Annotated in this window: 16 protein-coding genes; 7 read left to right on the top strand and 9 right to left on the bottom strand. The window is 32.2% G+C overall.

The genetic code is table 11. From position 1 onward, the window contains the following. Positions 1-16: 16 nt before the first annotated feature. Entirely contained in the window at positions 17-697 is a 681-nt protein-coding gene (locus DMA14_RS14235) for a ComF family protein (RefSeq protein WP_238989976.1), read from the bottom strand. 98 nt (positions 698-795) lie between these two features. Here DMA14_RS14235 and DMA14_RS14230 point away from each other — a divergent pair, with 98 nt between their 5' ends. The 5 genes from DMA14_RS14230 (at position 796) to DMA14_RS14210 (ending at position 6,706) form a co-directional block, all read left to right on the top strand. Next, a complete protein-coding gene (locus tag DMA14_RS14230; protein WP_111425276.1) occupies positions 796-2,337 on the top strand; it encodes a glycine--tRNA ligase in 1,542 nt (513 codons plus the stop codon). 269 nt (positions 2,338-2,606) lie between these two features. Continuing rightward, entirely contained in the window at positions 2,607-3,425 is an 819-nt protein-coding gene (locus DMA14_RS14225; RefSeq protein WP_111425275.1) for a LytR/AlgR family response regulator transcription factor, read from the top strand. Positions 3,426-3,602: 177 nt separating this feature from the next. Further along, complete coding sequence (locus DMA14_RS14220; RefSeq protein WP_111425274.1) at positions 3,603-3,872, top strand: hypothetical protein; 270 nt, start codon at positions 3,603-3,605, stop codon at positions 3,870-3,872. Between the two features lie 94 nt (positions 3,873-3,966). After that, positions 3,967-6,018 (top strand): ATP-binding protein, encoded by a 2,052-nt coding sequence (locus DMA14_RS14215; RefSeq protein WP_317047259.1) that lies wholly within the window; start codon positions 3,967-3,969, stop codon positions 6,016-6,018. Further along, positions 6,008-6,706, top strand: a complete 699-nt coding sequence (locus tag DMA14_RS14210) for a response regulator (protein WP_111425272.1) — start codon at positions 6,008-6,010, stop codon at positions 6,704-6,706. The genes DMA14_RS14215 and DMA14_RS14210 overlap by 11 nt, the downstream gene beginning before the upstream one ends. Positions 6,707-6,828: 122 nt before the next feature. Here DMA14_RS14210 and thiL read toward each other — a convergent pair whose 3' ends face one another. From thiL to DMA14_RS14195, 3 genes are all read right to left on the bottom strand, one after another. Further along, positions 6,829-7,875 (bottom strand): thiamine-phosphate kinase, encoded by a 1,047-nt coding sequence (gene thiL / locus DMA14_RS14205; RefSeq protein WP_111425271.1) that lies wholly within the window; start codon positions 7,873-7,875, stop codon positions 6,829-6,831. A gap of 140 nt (positions 7,876-8,015) precedes the next feature. Next, positions 8,016-8,963, bottom strand: a complete 948-nt coding sequence (locus DMA14_RS14200; protein WP_111425270.1) for a hypothetical protein — start codon at positions 8,961-8,963, stop codon at positions 8,016-8,018. A 3-nt stretch (positions 8,964-8,966) separates the two neighbouring features. Beyond that, positions 8,967-10,403 (bottom strand): MBOAT family O-acyltransferase, encoded by a 1,437-nt coding sequence (locus DMA14_RS14195; protein WP_111425269.1) that lies wholly within the window; start codon positions 10,401-10,403, stop codon positions 8,967-8,969. A gap of 427 nt (positions 10,404-10,830) precedes the next feature. Here DMA14_RS14195 and DMA14_RS14190 point away from each other — a divergent pair, with 427 nt between their 5' ends. Then, entirely contained in the window at positions 10,831-11,310 is a 480-nt protein-coding gene (locus DMA14_RS14190) for a DinB family protein (protein ID WP_111425268.1), read from the top strand. A gap of 47 nt (positions 11,311-11,357) precedes the next feature. Continuing rightward, a complete protein-coding gene (locus DMA14_RS14185; protein ID WP_111425267.1) occupies positions 11,358-11,855 on the top strand; it encodes a DinB family protein in 498 nt (165 codons plus the stop codon). A 38-nt stretch (positions 11,856-11,893) separates the two neighbouring features. Here DMA14_RS14185 and DMA14_RS14180 read toward each other — a convergent pair whose 3' ends face one another. From DMA14_RS14180 to DMA14_RS14160, 5 genes are all read right to left on the bottom strand, one after another. Next, positions 11,894-12,853, bottom strand: coding sequence for a helix-turn-helix transcriptional regulator (locus DMA14_RS14180; protein WP_111425266.1), 960 nt, complete (start codon positions 12,851-12,853; stop codon positions 11,894-11,896). Between the two features lie 118 nt (positions 12,854-12,971). Next, positions 12,972-13,589, bottom strand: a complete 618-nt coding sequence (locus DMA14_RS14175) for an outer membrane beta-barrel protein (protein ID WP_111425265.1) — start codon at positions 13,587-13,589, stop codon at positions 12,972-12,974. 241 nt (positions 13,590-13,830) lie between these two features. Beyond that, positions 13,831-15,627 carry a translation elongation factor 4 gene (gene lepA, locus DMA14_RS14170; protein WP_111425264.1) on the bottom strand — a complete coding sequence of 599 codons (1,797 nt, stop codon included), beginning with the start codon at positions 15,625-15,627 and terminating at the stop codon, positions 13,831-13,833. Positions 15,628-15,790: 163 nt separating this feature from the next. Beyond that, on the bottom strand, positions 15,791-16,492 hold the full coding sequence (locus tag DMA14_RS14165; RefSeq protein ID WP_111425263.1) for an NUDIX hydrolase: 702 nt from the start codon (positions 16,490-16,492) through the stop codon (positions 15,791-15,793). Between the two features lie 35 nt (positions 16,493-16,527). Continuing rightward, positions 16,528-17,244, bottom strand: coding sequence for an NUDIX hydrolase (locus DMA14_RS14160; RefSeq protein ID WP_111425262.1), 717 nt, complete (start codon positions 17,242-17,244; stop codon positions 16,528-16,530). Positions 17,245-17,335 lie beyond the last annotated feature (91 nt).

Here is a 17,335-nt window from a genome sequence, read left to right as displayed (position 1 = left end):
TTTTGAGTTTGAAAGTTTAGTGTGCCATCGCCATACAGATTATACTGATCTTAGCGCCAGGTATTTTTAGCAAAGCTTTTGAACATGCTTCAAGCGTTGCACCTGTTGTAAGTACGTCGTCAACAATTAGGAAATGTTTATCGTGATCAGATTTGCTGAATTTGACATCAAAAATGTTTTCAATATTTTCAGATCTTCCCAAAAGGTTTTTCTTGGATTGTGTTTTGGTATATAATTTCCTAACAAGGATATTTTCTGCAAAAGGAACCTCAAAACCTGATGCGATTGCCTTTCCAAAAGTAGTTACCTGGTTGTAACCTCGTTCCTTAAATTTTCTTTTATGTAGCGGAACGGGAATAACAGCATCAAAAGGAATTTCAAGACAAAGTTCTTTTAAGTCTTCAGCGTACCAATTTCCCAGAACGGTTCCGATTTCTTGATGACCTTTGTATTTTAAATTATGGATTAATTCCTGAACCATTCCTTTTTTATTGAAATACAAAAAAGCAGATGCAAATTGAACGTCAATTTTACCGTAGAACTTTTTTACAGCTTCATTTCTGGGATTTAAATGATATTGGGTTAGAGGCATTTCGTGTCGACAGATGGTGCAGAAAACCGTTTCGTTTTGAAGTAAAAGTGAGCGGCATCCGCTACAGACTTTAGGGAAAAATAGATTTATTAGATAATTAATCACAAAAAGAGAGATTTTATTTACAAAAGTAACAAAATCAAAGCTTCAATCTTTATAATTTTTCTTTTTTATAAAGCTAGTTTTTATATTTTTGCATCACTATGGCAAAACAAGAAGATATATTTAAGAATGTGGTTTCGCACGCAAAAGAGTACGGATTTATTTTTCCGTCAAGCGAAGTTTACGATGGTTTAAGTGCTGTATATGATTACGCACAAAACGGTGTCGAATTAAAAAAGAATATCCGTGAATATTGGTGGAAATCAATGGTTCAGATGAATGAAAATATTGTCGGCCTTGATGCTGCAATATTGATGCATCCAACAACTTGGAAAGCTTCTGGTCACGTTGATGCTTTCAATGATCCATTAATTGATAATAAAGATTCTAAAAAAAGATATAGAGCAGACGTTTTGGTTGAAGATCACGCTGAAAAAATTCACCAAAAAGCACAAAAAGAAATTGATAAAGCAAAAGCTCGTTTTGGTGATGCATTCAACGAACAAGAATTTGTGACTACAAATGCTCGTGTAATTGAATATTTAGCTAAAGAAAAAGAAATCAGAGAGCGTTTAGGTCGTTCTTTGGGAGCAGGTGATTTGGCTGATGTAAAAGCATTAATTGAAGAGCTTGAAATTTCTGATCCTGAAACGGGTTCTAAAAACTGGACAGAGGTTAAGCAATTTAACTTGATGTTTGGAACAAAATTAGGTGCATCTGCAGAGAATGCAATGGATTTATATTTGCGTCCAGAAACCGCTCAAGGTATTTTTGTAAACTTCTTAAACGTTCAGAAATCTGGTCGTATGAAAGTTCCTTTTGGAATTGCTCAAACTGGTAAAGCGTTCAGAAATGAGATTGTGGCAAGACAGTTTATTTTCCGTATGCGTGAGTTCGAACAAATGGAAATGCAATTTTTTGTACGTCCAGGAGAAGAAATGAAATCATACGAGTACTGGAAAGAAACTCGTTTGAAATGGCATTTATCTTTAGGATTAGGAAAAGAAAATTACCGTTTTCACGATCACGAAAAATTAGCTCACTACGCAAACGCAGCAGCTGATATCGAATTTAATTTCCCATTTGGATTTAAAGAATTAGAAGGTATTCACTCTCGTACTGATTTCGACTTGAAAGCGCACGAAGAATATTCTGGAAGAAAATTACAATATTTTGATCCTGAATTAAATGAAAACTATGTTCCTTATGTAGTTGAAACTTCAGTAGGTTTAGATCGTATGTTCTTGGCAGTTTTTGCTACTTCATTAAAAGAAGAAACTTTAGAAGACGGTTCTACAAGAACGGTTTTAAAATTACCAGCAGTTTTAGCGCCAACTAAAGCAGCGGTATTGCCATTGGTTAAAAAAGATGGCTTACCAGAAGTCTCAAGAAAAATCATTGAAGATTTGAAATGGGATTTCAATGTGGCTTATGATGAAAAAGATGCTGTAGGACGTCGTTACAGAAGACAAGATGCTCTTGGAACGCCTTTCTGTATTACAGTAGATCATCAAACGCTTGAAGACGAAACAGTAACAATTCGTCATAGAGATACAATGAAACAAGATCGTGTAAAAATTACTGAATTAAGAGGTATTATCGAAAACGAAGTTTCGATGAAAAACTGGTTAATGAAAATGTAATCTTTACAGTCTATTATAGAAATCCCAAATTCCGTAAAGGAGTTTGGGATTTTTGATTTTAAAAAGAGGTATTTTGTCGGCTTTTTTTGCATTTCATCCTTATGTATCAACATTTTAGTGTAATGTATTAACAATGAATTGATTAAGGTGTTTAAATCCGTAATTTTAAATTTGTATTACGATAAAGACCAATTTTTTTTCTTTACATAGCAATTAAAAGTATTTTTTTGATTATGATTGCGCCGTGAGAAAACCAATAAAACCTGAAATTGAAAAAGTATTCGTATATTATAATTGATGATGATGCTGAGAGTATTTTGAAAACCCAAACAGCCACTTCAGGTTTTTCAGAATTATCTTTTACGGCCTCGGCTTCAAATTTTCAGGAAGGTTTAGAATTGGTTTTAGAACACAAACCAGATTTGGTTTTTTTAGAAATCGAATCCAAAAACCCGTCAAGTCATTTGTCTTTGACTTTTATTAGCGAATTGCACCGTTTCTTTCAGGAAATTCCCAAAATTATAATTACTACAAATACAAAAGAGAAAGCTTTCGATGCTATTCAATATGGCGTATTTGATTATCTTTTAAAACCCGTTGCACATATTGATCTGCTGAAAACTGTTTTGAAGCTTAAAAAAGCCAATTTAGCCCCAAAAACAGCAAATGCAATAGATGAGCAGACTTCAATTGTAATTGACAATGTCAATAATGTTACAATGCCCCAAAATATTGAAAAACCATTAACCATCTGTATAAAATCGTATGGAGATTACCGGTATTTAAATGCTGAGGACATCTGTTATTTCCAAGCCGATAATAACTCTACAGATATTTATTTGAATACTGGCGAAATGATTACGGCGTTTAAAACATTAAAGCATTTTGAAAGTGTTTTGACGTATCCTTTTATCCGTATTCATAATAGTTATGTAATAAATCGAAATTATATTTCGAGGATTCATAGCGGAAACTCAATCTGTTACATAAAAAACTCCACGAAAAAAATACCTTTTTCTAAAACCTATCGAGCAAATGTTGAGCAGATAATTGCCGATTTTGCGGCAGGAAATTATCTAGAAGTCTAAAAATTAGATAATTACATTGATTTGCTACTCATTGACTATCAATTGGGTATGATTGACTATAAACTCAATTTTTCGTATAAATTTTTTTTCATACTGGTGTTAGTTTTACACTCTGATTCGCAAGCAAACGGCGGATCTTCTCCAAAAAAATTAAACAAACATTAAAAACCTCAGGTCATGAAAAAAACAGCTTTAACAATCGGATTATTTTCTTTAGTAGTAGTAGCAACTTCTTTTGCATCAACAGAAGTTCCAACATATTTAGCATCTAACGATTCTATTAAAGTTTTACCAATAGATGGTACTACTACAACTGGTGGTGGTGCAGCAGGTGGAGTTATTAGAAAACATGATTTTCATGGAGGTGCAGAATCATTCCAGAAAAACAGTAATGCAAACTTTGCCAGTGTGAACCAAGCTTTCGGACACGATAAAAAAGTAGACTAAAAGAAATAAAAAATATATAATCAAAGCTGTCAATTTTTGGCAGCTTTTTTTGTGTCTATAGTTTTACTATTTTTGATAAAATTCAAAGGCACAATTGAAGAAACTAAAAAAAATACTGCTGTTTTTATTCTTTGTTGTATTGGCATGTACCAAGAAAGCAGGAAACTTAGAGATGACTTCTTCTAGAGACAGCCTTCCTGCTTATCTGACTTTAGCAAATGAGGATAATCTGCCTTTACACATTAAACAAGAATATGCTCAGAAAGCATTAAATATCATTTTAGAGCAAAAAGATGACTCGCTTAATAAAGTAAATCTTTTTAAGGTTGCTAATCGTTATTATAATATGAGCGATTGGAAAGCCTATCTTAAAACAACTAAATTAATTTTAGAAAGGGCCCGGATATCAAAGGATTCGGCACATATGGCAAAAGCCTATGTTTATTTAGGTGATTACTATTTATCTCAATCTATTTCTGATAGTGCTTTTATGAATTATTATAAAGCCGAAAAAACGTATCAGAAAATTAATGATCAACTAAATTTGGTCAAGACTTTTTTGAATAAAGCGAATTTGCAATATAACGAAGGTGATTTTTTTGAAAGTGAAATAACAGTTTTTAAAGCTTTGAGTGTTTTAAAATTAAAGAAAGATGTCAATGAATTGCTTTATGAAAGCTATAATTTATTGGGTATTCTGTATAATGAAAGAGAAGAATTTACCAAAGCGTTAGAATTTCAGAATAAAGCCTTGAATATTCTGGATGATAAAAAAATCCCTTCAGACTTTCAATATAAAGCCGCATCTTTAAATAACTTGGGTTACATATATATGCGCATGGGGAATTATAAACGTGCCAAAGTTTTTTTTGAAAAAGGTCTCCAAGAAAAAAATCTCTTCATTAATAGATCAAGTTTGTATGCAATTTTACTTGATAATTTAGGATATGCTAAGTTAAAACTAAATGAACGTGGCCAGATGCCTGACCTGTTTTATGAATCTTTAAGAATTAGAGACAGCCTTGACCTTACTTCTGGAATGGTATCAAGTAAAATACACTTGTCGGAGTATTACGCTTTAAAAAAAGATACTCTTAAAGCGATTCAATTTTCAAAACAAGCTTTGACATTATCTCGCACAACTACAAGAATTATAAATACTTTAGAGGCTCTCAAACAAACCGCAGCAGTTGATGCTAAAAATGCTTCTCAATATTCTAAGGAATATATTGAACTTAACGAAAAAATGTTAAAAGCAGAACGCAAAATGGGAGAAAAATTCTCTCGCATCGAGTACGAAACCAACGAAATTAAAGATCAAAACTCTAGTCTTCAGGAAAAAAATAAAACCTTGATTTATGTATTTAGTATTTGTACATTGCTCGGGTTGTTTTTCTATGTTTACAAAACACAGCAAGCCAAAAATCGTGAGCTTCTTTTTAAACAGCAGCAGCAGATTGCAAACGAAGATATTTACAATTTGATGATTTCGCAGCAGAATGAAATTGAGCTTACGCGAATAAAAGAAAAGAAAAAGGTAGCACAGGAATTGCACGATGGTGTTTTAGGGCGTATGTTCGGCATTAGGATAAGTTTGGACAGCTTGGATAAAATAGATGAATCTGAAGCAATTTCTAAGAGGAAAAAATATCTTGACGAATTGAAAAATGTTGAGCAGGATATTCGGGAAATTTCGCATGACTTAAATAGAGAAAAATCGGAATTAATTAATAATTTTGTTTCGATTTTGAATAAACTATTTGAAGATCAGAGGAATACATATAGTTCGAAATTGATAACTTTTTTTGACCCTGAAATTAAATGGGATTTGATAAGTAATATTGAAAAGATCAATTTGTATAGAATTGTTCAAGAAGGACTCCAAAATTGTAACAAATATGCCAAGGCCGACATTATTAAAGTGGAGTTTAAAAATGAAAATGAAAGTCTAGTCTTAATCATCGAAGACGATGGAATTGGATTTAAGACCAATAAAACTAAAAACGGAATTGGTCTTAATAATATAGAATACAGAGCAACAGAATGTAAGGGAACAGTTACCATAAAATCTGCCAAAGGAGAAGGAACAATTCTCACTATAAAAGTCCCAATAGAGCCAAATAATAACCTGCATAATGACATTTGATTTAACAGCCTCGGTTCCACAATTAGTTAAAAAGAATATTTTAATAGTAGATGACCATCCATTTATTATTGAAGGATATAAAAATGCTATAACTCGTTATAATCCAAAACAATATGAGTTTTTTATTTCTCAGGCGCATGATTGCAGATCGGGTTATGATATAATTGAGAATGATAACACATTAGATTTTGATATTGCTTTTTTGGATATCAGTATGCCTTCTTATGAGGAAAAAGAGATTTTTTCGGGTGAAGATCTGGCAAAATTGCTTTTGAAAAAAATGCCTTCATGCAAGATCATTCTTTTGACAATGTATACCGAATTGCTGAAAATTAAAACCATTATCAGAACAATTCAACCTAATGGATTAATCATTAAAAATGACCTTACTTTTGATGAATTGCTCTTGGCTTTTGATATGGTAATGAAAAATGAAAAGTATTATAGTCAATCGGTCGTAAAAATGCTCAATCAATCGACGCATAATGCAATTGAAATAGATCAGTACGATAAACAGATTTTAATTCATTTAGATAAGGGAACTCCAATTCATGAAGTGCTTCAAAATATTCCAATTTCTTTAAATGCCATCGTGAAGCGAAAAAAGCATCTAATGGAACTGCTAAAAATAAAGACGGGCTCGGATCACGATTTAGTAAAAGAAGCAAAAAGCAAAGGGCTTTTTTAGGGGAAAAATCCCAATGTTGAAATTCCAAATTCCAATAAAAAAAGCGAAATAGAAAATTCCAAATTCCAATAATGTCATCACAGTATTGGAATTTGGAATTTTTTTATTGGAAGTTCTAAAATTTATTCGCTAAGTGCATCCCATCCGCGGGCTTTTAAGGCAATTTTTGTGTTGGCACGGGTTACAAGATGGATTCCTTCATTTTCTTCCGCCATGTGTCCAATAACAGAGAAATTCGGATTTCCTTTTATTTTGTCGAAATCATTAATGTCAATTGTAAATAAAAGCTCGTAATCTTCACCACCATTTATAGCAACCGTCGTGCTGTCAATATTAAATTCTTCGCAAGTAGAAATAAATTGCGGATCTAATGGCAATTTATCTTCATACAAGTTACAGCCGACTTTAGATTGTTTGCAGATATGAATAATTTCAGAAGACAATCCATCTGAAATGTCAATCATTGCAGTTGGTTTTATGTCTAAAGCATGAAGTAAAGTTCGAACATCTTTTCGTGCTTCAGGTTTCAATTGGCGTTCTACCAAATAAGTATAAGGATCTAAATCTGGCTGATTGTTTGGATTAACCTGGAAAACTTGTTTTTCGCGTTCCAAAACCTGCAATCCCATGTAAGCTGCTCCAAGATCACCAGTTACAACTAATAAATCAGTTTGTTTGGCTCCGTTTCTATAAACTATTTCATTTTCATCAGCCTCTCCAATTGCAGTTATGCTGATAATTAGTCCTTTTTGAGATGAGGTTGTGTCTCCGCCAATAACATCAACTTTATATTCTTTTGCAGCATGTGTAATTCCTGCAAACAATTCTTCTAAAGCTTCAAGTGGAAAACGATTGGAAACGGCAACCGAAACTGTAATTTGAGTCGGTTTTGCATTCATTGCACAAATGTCAGAAACGTTTACTACAACGGCTTTGTATCCTAAATGTTTCAATGGCATGTAAGCCAAGTCAAAATGAACTCCTTCAATTAATAAATCGGTTGAAACTACTACTTTTTTGTCTTTAAAATCAAGAACAGCAGCATCATCGCCAATACTTTTTAAAGTCGATTCCTGAGTAACGTCAAAGTTTTTGGTTAAATGGTCAATTAAGCCGAATTCGCCCAATTGAGCTATACTAGTTCTCTGCTGATTTTTATCTTCTATCATTTCTGTTAAGTTCCAAAGTTATTAAGGTGCAAAGGTACAAAGTTGAGGATTTAATAACTATAATTGTTATCTCTATTATTATCTAGAAGCAGAAATATATTCAATTAATTGTTGAATTTGATTTCTTTTGCCAAACACTTTTAAAGTATGGTTTTCTTATTTTTTTGAATATTTATATTAATGAATTCTTGCTTATTTGCCTTTAACAATAATCCATCCTTTATTAGTTTGTTAAACCAAATTGAAAACTTTTTAGCTCCTTTATGGTTCAAATGTTCTAAATCTCCAAATTCTGAATTTGAAAGTGGGAAATTTGAAAAGTCTAGATATTCAACATCATTGAAACGACTGAAAAGAATGTGCTTATAAATAGTTTCATTTTTATAATCAACACATTTTGGGTGTTGCGGACTCCTTATTAAAAACACATTTTTTTTGTGTCTTTTAATTAATTCTATTGTTTTTTCTAAGTACGATATATTTGTTTTAGAGATTGTAATTGAATTTTTTGGATCAATTTTGGAAGTATTTTTTAATATTGAATCTGTTTTATCACGTACTAAATATAAATAGCCTCCCAGTTTATTTGTATAATCATAATCTTCTTTTACTATGTTAATAAATTTTGATTTATTTGAGTATGAAAAAGCATTAAAGAAACCTGTCGGATTGTTTAATAAAAGTATAAATTGATGATTTAAAGGAATAAATGGTGAATAATTAACATAACGAGAAGAAATATGCTCATCATCCCAGGTCCAATCATCCATTTCAGGATTTATTTGATTATTTGTGTATTCAATAAAAATGGTTTCTATTGATGAATTTTGCTCTAAAACTTTTTTTAGTTTAAAATAAGTATAATAATAAGGTTCAGCAGAACGAGCTATGTTTTTTAACTTATATATAATCGAATCATTAAAAGCACATTCTGGGTGTGAATGGCCTAACACTAAATATTTCGGTTTTAATTCAAATTTAAAATTAGCATGTCTATTAATGATTAATGCTGTTGAAAGTTCTATTAGAAGAACTAATCCAAAAAAAAGGGAAATATATATAATTACATTTTTTATAAATGTTTTCATAATCTAGAATTGAAAATAAATAAACTCTTGCTGTTTACCTTGGAATAGGAAAATGAGGATTGAGATAAATAAATAAAATGACCATCTTTTTACTCTTCGTTGATTTTTAAAAAGATTTTCAAGAGCATACTCTCCTTCTCTCCCAATCCATTCGATGACAATAAATAGAAATATTAGTACAAATAAATATATTGGCTTTTTGCTTGGAATAGAAAAAAGTGTTTTTGAAAATATTTGAGAAAGATATTGCATTGCATGACCCAAATTTTCTGCTCTAAAAAAGATCCAGGCAAAAACAGTTAAACTAAATGTCATTCCAATAAAAAAAAGATCTTTTAAGTTTGGAAAGTATTTTCCTTTTGCCACAATTTCAAGATTGGTTCTATTTGTTTTAAATAGTATTGAAGGCATAATATAGAGAGCGTTAAGTAGTCCCCAAACAATAAAAGTCCAATTTGCTCCATGCCAAAACCCGCTGACAATGAATATAATAAAAGTATTTCTTATCTTTTGCCAAGTACTTCCTTTGCTGCCTCCCAACGGAATATATAAGTAATCTCTAAACCAAGTTGAAAGAGAGATGTGCCAACGTCTCCAGAACTCAGCAATATCTCTTGAAAAATATGGGAAAGCAAAATTCCTTAATAAATCAAATCCAAACAATCTTGCAGTTCCTAAAGCAATATCGGAATAACCTGAAAAATCACCATAGATTTGAAAAGCAAAAAATACAGCCCCTAATAATAGTGTGCTTCCAGAATAATTTGCAGAATTATTAAAAATTTGATTTGCATAATCTGCACATTGATCGGCAATAATGACTTTTTTGAATAATCCCCACAAAATTTGTTTTAATCCATCTACAGCTTTGGCATAGCAAAAAGATCTCTTTTTTTGAATTTGTGGTAGGAGATGAGTAGCTCGTTCTATTGGTCCTGCAACTAAAAGAGGGAAGAAGCTTACAAAAAGAGAATAATCTATAAAGTTTTTTTCTGCTTTTATTCGCTCTTTATAAATATCGATTATATATGATAATCCATGGAATGTATAAAAAGAAATTCCGACAGGGAGAATAACTTTTAATGTCCATGGATTAACATGTAATCCTATATTTTTCAATGCAATTGAGAAGGACTCAGCAAAAAAATTGTAATATTTAAAAAGACCAAGAAAACCAAGGTTAATGGAGATGCTTAACCAAAACCAAGTTTTTTTGAAATTTAGATTTTTAGTATTTGATATCTTTATTGCTGTAAAGTAATCAAGTAGCGTTGAAAACATTAAAAGAAATAAAAATCTCCAGTCCCAACAAGCATAAAAGAAATAACTCGAAATAAGTAGTAAAATATTTTGGTACTTTAATTTTCCGTTTGTCCCAAACCAATATAGTAAGAATACAATAGGAAGAAAAATTGCAAAGTTTAATGAGTTAAAGAGCATATTATAATCTATTTTCTGTAATGTTTATTTTTAAGTGTAATTTGTAATATTCCTTTTACATCACATTCTGAATATAATTTGTTTCCATTCCAGCTATTACGCCAAATAGTTTTTTTTGCTTCATTTTTTTAATAGTTTTTGTTTTTCTTAATTGGTAAAATTTGGTAACAAAAAGTAGCTGTCTCATTGCCGGTGGCAGAGTAGCAAATGCATCTGCTAAATGGAAACAAAGTTAAAAAATTAGAGATTCGTTTTACTTAAAAACAGTATTGGTAATTGGCAAAAGTATAGAATATGAAGACAAATAAATTTCCTTTTAAAGAATAAATAGGAAATATTTTTTAAAATATTTTTTTTACTGCTGACAAACTGTTGTCACCAGCCCATTTTACTTTTGAAGTATTAAAAATATTTAAACTTTAAAACCATGAAAACATTAGAAGCACAAGTTATTACTTCAGAAGATTTATTGAAACACTGGCAAGGACACAGAGCACTTACACGTCGTTTAATTGAGATTTTCCCAGAGAAAGATTTCTTCGAATTTTCAATTGGCGGAATGAGAACTTTTTCAAAACTAGTAGATGAACTTTTGGCTATTGCAGTTCCAGGCCTAAAGGGTATTGTAACGAAAGAAACTGCACCATTCTCAGAAGGAACTGAAAAACTAATTTTCAAAGCACAATATCTTGAAAAATGGGATGAAGCTACAGAAGAAATCAACAAATATTGGGAACAATTATCGGTTGAAGATTTTAGTGAGACCTTTAACCTTTTTGGACAATATGAATTTCCTGTTATTCAAAATATCTTATATTTTATCGATAATGAAGTACATCACCGTGGACAAGCTTATGTGTATTTAAGAGTATTAAATATCGAACCACCATTTTTCTGGGAAAGATAATTGATAATTTTTTACTAACTTAATATCAGAAATCTAAAACTAAGTCTATGAGTTTAAAAAAGATAATGTCCAATTTTGCAGATTATAATTTATGGGTAAACCAGCAATTTGTAAACTGGCTTTCGCCAAAAGCTGATGAATTGCTTTATGCAGAAGTTCAATCGAGTTTTCCAACCATAATGAAAACGCTAGACCATATCTGGTCTACAGAAGAATATTGGTTTTCTGTAATTTCTGAGAATGAAATGGCAGAAAAGAAGGCAGAAAGCGAATTGTCAAAAGAAGAAATATTTGAAGGATTGCTTAATTCGTCTACTAGATTGAAACACCTTATCAACTCATTGTCAGAAGAAGATTTGATGAAAGAAGTAAAAATTACGAATCCGTGGTTTGAATGTGAACTGCCAATTTCTGAATACTTAATTCAAGTTATCAATCATGGCACTTATCATAGAGGACAGATTGTAACCATGGGAAGAAATATCGGAATTACGGATGCTTCCAACACCGATTATAATTTTTATAATGTGGTAAAACAGAAATAAATGAAAAAACTCCTGAGATACTGCTCTCAGGAGTTTTTTTATAAAAGTCTTTTTCTATTGATTTCCAATAATTCCAGAACATTGGTTTTTAATGTTTCAGGTTCGAGAATTTCTGCATAATCTCCAAACATCAAAAACCATCTCGGAAAAGCATTATTAATATCTCTAGACATAAAAGTCATTTCGATTTTTTCTCCTACATCTTTTTGCGAAATAAAACCATGGTATTTTCTTTCAGTTGCTAAATATCTCGCTATTTTTCGGTCAATTAAAAGACGAACTTTTGTTGTTGGATGAGCATCTGTTTTAGTTAAATAGGTTTCCAAAGCATCGTGTTCGATTGTAAAATCAACATCTGTTTTTTTAATTCCCTGAATTCTGTCTGTTCTAAACTGACGGTAATCTTTTCGAAGATGGCAATATCCAAGAAAATACCAATTATTATTGTCATGAAAAACTCCCACAGGTTCAAGATTACGCTCAGTAGTTTCGTCTTTTTCAAAAGTTTTGTAGGTCAAAAGAATTTGTTTTTTCTCTGCGATTCCTTCAAAAAGAACAGCCAAAGTATTAGGCGAATTATCATTAAACATCGGTTCTGCATTCTGCATTACAATTCTAGATTCGATGTTCGAAAGATAATCTTTGTCGTTGCTTCTTAAAACAGCTTTCAGTTTGTACATCGCCGAAGCATAATGTGTTCCCAAAGAAGGATCGGTAAATTTCTGCATTAATTTTTCGGCCGCAATAAAACTGCTTACTTCTTCACGTGTAAACATAACCGGCGGAAGACGATAACCATCCATCAATGCATAACCAACTCCAGCCTCGCTATAAATAGGAACTCCCGAAGCTTCCAAAGTTCGAATGTCTCGATAAATTGTTCTCAAACTGCACTCAAAACGATCAGCTAATTCTTGCGCTTTTACAATTTTTTTAGATTGCAATTGAATAAGAATAGCTACAATTCGGTCAAATCGTTTTGGGGTTTCGTCGAGCATTTTTTCTTTTTTTAGGTTCAAAGGTTAGAGGTTCAAAGTTACAAAGGTTTGCTGTTTAAAGAATAAAAAAAGCTGTTCTAAACTAGAACAGCTTTTATGCGTAAATCGTTAAAACGAATTAAAATCTAAACAATAATCCAAATTTTGGTTGGTCGAAGATGTTTTCAAATAAGTTGATGTTTAATTGGAAAGTGTCTGAAGATGGGCCATTTTCAGGAGAAACACTATTGTAGGATAGGATATTTGCCAAAGTGAAAGTCACCGCTATGTTTTTAGTTAGGAAATAGTTCAAACCAACATTAATATTTGCAGTAAGACTATTGCTATTATCTGTACCAGTGATTGGACTTTCGTATTTATTTCTGCCGTATCCTAAACCTGCTTCTCCATAAGCTTTAAATCGTTTTTTATCGAGTTCCAATACATAATATCTTGCGAAACCACCGATTCCAAAAATATTAGTTTTTTCATCGGTTGCTTCAACTTTATTGCTAGAATAGCTCAATTGTCCTCCAACGGCAAATTTATCATTAAGAAAATATCCAAATTTGGGATTAAAAGCATAATAGTCTCGATCTCCACCAGTAGTGATTTGGATAGAACCTTCTATAAACATATCTCCATGTTGAAAAGTAATACCTTTTGCAGAATTCATTTCTGAATCAACTTGATCTTGCTGAGCATTTGCAAAGTAAAATGTAAATAACGCTAGAATAACAGAAAATTTGGTTTTCATAATCTTTTATTTTTTAAAGTTGTAAGATTAAAAATACAATTTTATCTTAAAATTAACTTTAAGTTTTTGTAAAAGCGTTAAAAAACAATCGATTAAGTTAATATTTTTGTAAAAAATAAGTTTTAACCTACACTTTTTAAAAGAACAGAAACGGATTACATTCAAATAAAAAACCCGACAACGTAAGTCATCGGGTTAAGTCTATATTCTTGTTTCTTTCTTCTACTTTAGAAAGAAAAGCTTAGTCATTCAATTTCAAAACAGCCATAAATGCTTCTTGCGGAATTTCAACGTTTCCTACTTGACGCATACGTTTTTTACCTTTTTTCTGTTTTTCAAGAAGTTTACGCTTACGCGAAATATCTCCACCATAACATTTTGCGGTGACGTCTTTACGAAGTGCTTTAATCGTTTCACGAGCAATAATTTTAGCTCCAATTGCAGCCTGAATCGGAATATCGAATTGCTGTCTTGGGATTAGCTCACGTAATTTCTCGGTCATTTTTTTACCGATGTTGTAAGCGTTATCTTCGTGAATCAATGCAGAAAGTGCATCAACAGTTTGAGCATTCAAAAGAACGTCAAGTTTAACTAATTTTGAAGTTCTCATTCCGATAGGAGAGTAATCGAAAGAAGCGTAACCTTTAGAAACTGTTTTAAGACGATCGTAGAAATCGAATACAATTTCCGCCAATGGCATGTCAAAGTTTAACTCAACACGTTCTGTAGTTAAATACGTTTGATTCGTAATTAAACCACGTTTTTCAATACATAAACTCATTACGTTTCCAACGAAATCAGCTTTTGTAATAATGGTAGCTTTAATAAAAGGCTCTTCAACTCTGTCTAGTTTTGAAGGCTCTGGTAAATCTGAAGGGTTGTTTACAACAATAGCTTTTTCTGGCTCTTTTTTAGTGTAAGCCAAATACGAAACGTTAGGAACCGTAGTAATTACAGTCATATCAAACTCACGCTCTAAACGTTCTTGGATAATTTCCATGTGAAGCATTCCTAAGAATCCACAACGGAAACCAAATCCTAATGCCGCAGAACTTTCAGGAGTAAATACTAATGAAGCATCGTTCAATTGTAATTTTTCCATTGAAGAACGTAAATCTTCGTAATCTTCTGTATCAACAGGATAAATACCTGCGAATACCATTGGTTTTACATCCTCAAAACCAGCAACCATGTTTGTCGTTGGAACTTTTGCATCTGTAATCGTATCACCAACTTTTACTTCGCGAGCTTCTTTAATTCCAGAAATCAAATATCCAACATCTCCTGCCGAAACTACATTTTTAGGAACTTGATTTAGTTTTAAAGTTCCAATTTCATCAGCAAAATATTCATTATCTGTAGCCATGAATTTAATTTTCTGGCCTTTTTTGATTTCCCCATTTACAACTCTAAAGATAACCTCAATTCCGCGGAATGGATTATAAACCGAGTCAAAAATTAAAGCTTGCAATGGTTCTTCTGGATTTCCTTTTGGAGCAGGAATTTTTTCGATAATGGCAGCAAGAATGTTCTCAACACCAAAACCAGTTTTTCCTGAAGCATGAATAATATCTTCTAATTTACAACCAAGTAAATCAATAATATCATCACTAACTTCTTCAGGGTTTGCACTTGGCAAATCGACTTTATTTAAAACTGGAATAATTTCCAAGTCATTTTCAAGAGCTAAATATAAGTTTGAAATGGTTTGTGCCTGAATACTTTGTGCAGCGTCAACAATCAAAAGTGCTCCTTCGCAGGCAGCAATTGATCTCGAAACTTCGTATGAAAAGTCAACGTGTCCAGGAGTATCAATTAAGTTTAAGATATATTCTTCACCCTTGTATTTGTATTCCATCTGAATGGCATGACTCTTAATGGTAATTCCACGCTCGCGCTCCAGATCCATGTTGTCAAGCAATTGCGCTTTTTCTTCACGAGCTGTAACGGTTTGTGTCGCACTTAGTAATCGGTCTGCTAATGTACTCTTACCGTGGTCAATGTGTGCAATAATGCAAAAATTACGTATCTTCTTCATTTTAATATATCGGTTCTCTAATCGATTTTAAGTCTTTTTTTGGGAATAATCTGCTTCAAAACAATTGCTTTAAAGCATGTTATTAAGGCGCAAAGATAGCGCAAAGTTTTGGATTCTGGAATGCTGTTCTTCGATAGTTGAAAGATGTGAATTAAAATTGACGTTAAAATTCAAAATTAAACCCTTTTTCAGTTAATTTTTTGTACATCTGATCGTCAAATTTATAAAGTTTAGCAGCTCGATGCGAAACGTCTTTTTGCTTTTCATCCAGCTCTGTCAGGAGTTTCATGTGAAGAATTTTTCGTCTAAAATTCGATTTATCCAATTCGATTCCAAGAATTTCTTCATACAAATGCATCAACTGCAGTAAAGTAAACTTTTCTGGAAGAAGATTAAACCCAATTGGTGCCTGACGTACACGGTTTCGAAGCTGTAATAAACTGAAATTTAAAATTTCATTGTGGTCAAAAATCAGCTCAGGAATTTCATTTATCTTAAACCATTTTGCTTCGAAAACCTTTAAGCTGGCTTTAATATTATAATCTTCTCTATTGACCAAAGTATAATAACCAATAGTAACCACGCGTCTTTCCAGAACACGCTGCGGATCTGTAAAGGCTTTTAACTGTTCCAAATAGATGTTTTCAAGACCAGTAAGTTCCTGTAAAATTCGTTGAGCAGCATTATCTGCACTTTCGTCTATTTGAAGCCATCCGCCAAGAAGTCCCCATTTGCCTTTACTTTCACCTTCGGCATGCTGCACCAAGAGAACTTCGAGACTCTCTTTATTAAATCCGAAGAAAACGCAGTCAATTGTGATGCCGTCTACGGCTGGTTTGTGATGGTTAGTACTTATTTCTGTCAATTTTTTATTGTCTTGTTAGTAATTTGCATTGAAAATTAGAACTCAAAATTGAATCCCTTTTCAGTGAGTTTTTTATAGATTTCGGGATCAAATTTGTACAACTGAGCTGCCCGATGAGAAACATCTTGCTGTTTTTCGTCTAATGCAACCAATAGTTTCATATGAAGAATTTTTCTTCTAAAGTTGGGTTTGTCCATTTCGATTCCTAAAATTTCTTCATACAGTTGCATTAATTGCAATAAGGTGAATTTTTCTGGAAGCAGATTAAAACCTATTGGTGTCTGACGAACTTTATTTCTAAGATGTTTTATACTGTAATCTAAAATTTCATTATGATCATAAATCAAATCTGGAATATTTTCGATCTTGTACCATTGAGCATCTGCCGCAGTAAAACCTGCTTTGATGTTATAATCTTCTCTTTTTACAAGAGCATAATACCCAATTGTAATAACACGTCTCAGCGGAAAACGGTCTGGATCTCCAAATGCTTTCAGCTGTTCCAAATAAATATTATCAAGACCAGTAAGCTCATTCAATAAGCGGTGAGCAGCATTGTCTGTGCTTTCTTTTTTATAAATCCATCCACCCGGAAGTCCCCATTTTCCTTTACTGATACCTTCGGCATGTTGCACCAAAAGTACTTCAAGACTGCCTTTGTCAAAACCAAAAATAACACAGTCAATCGTGATAGCATTCATCGCGCTGTTTTCATTTTTTTGGGCAGTTTTGTCGTCTACATTTTCAACCATATATGAGATAAATTTTGACAAATTAAATAAATAAAATGATTATTAGCCTTTTTGAAAGCCTTATATTTTTTTTAACGAAACAAAAAATTGA

Origin of the sequence: Flavobacterium sharifuzzamanii (genome assembly GCF_003254585.1) — a bacterium.
Taxonomy (GTDB): Bacteria; Bacteroidota; Bacteroidia; order Flavobacteriales; family Flavobacteriaceae; genus Flavobacterium; species Flavobacterium sharifuzzamanii.
The sequence above is the reverse complement of the archived record's forward strand: the minus strand, read 5'-3'. Positions and strand labels throughout refer to the sequence as shown.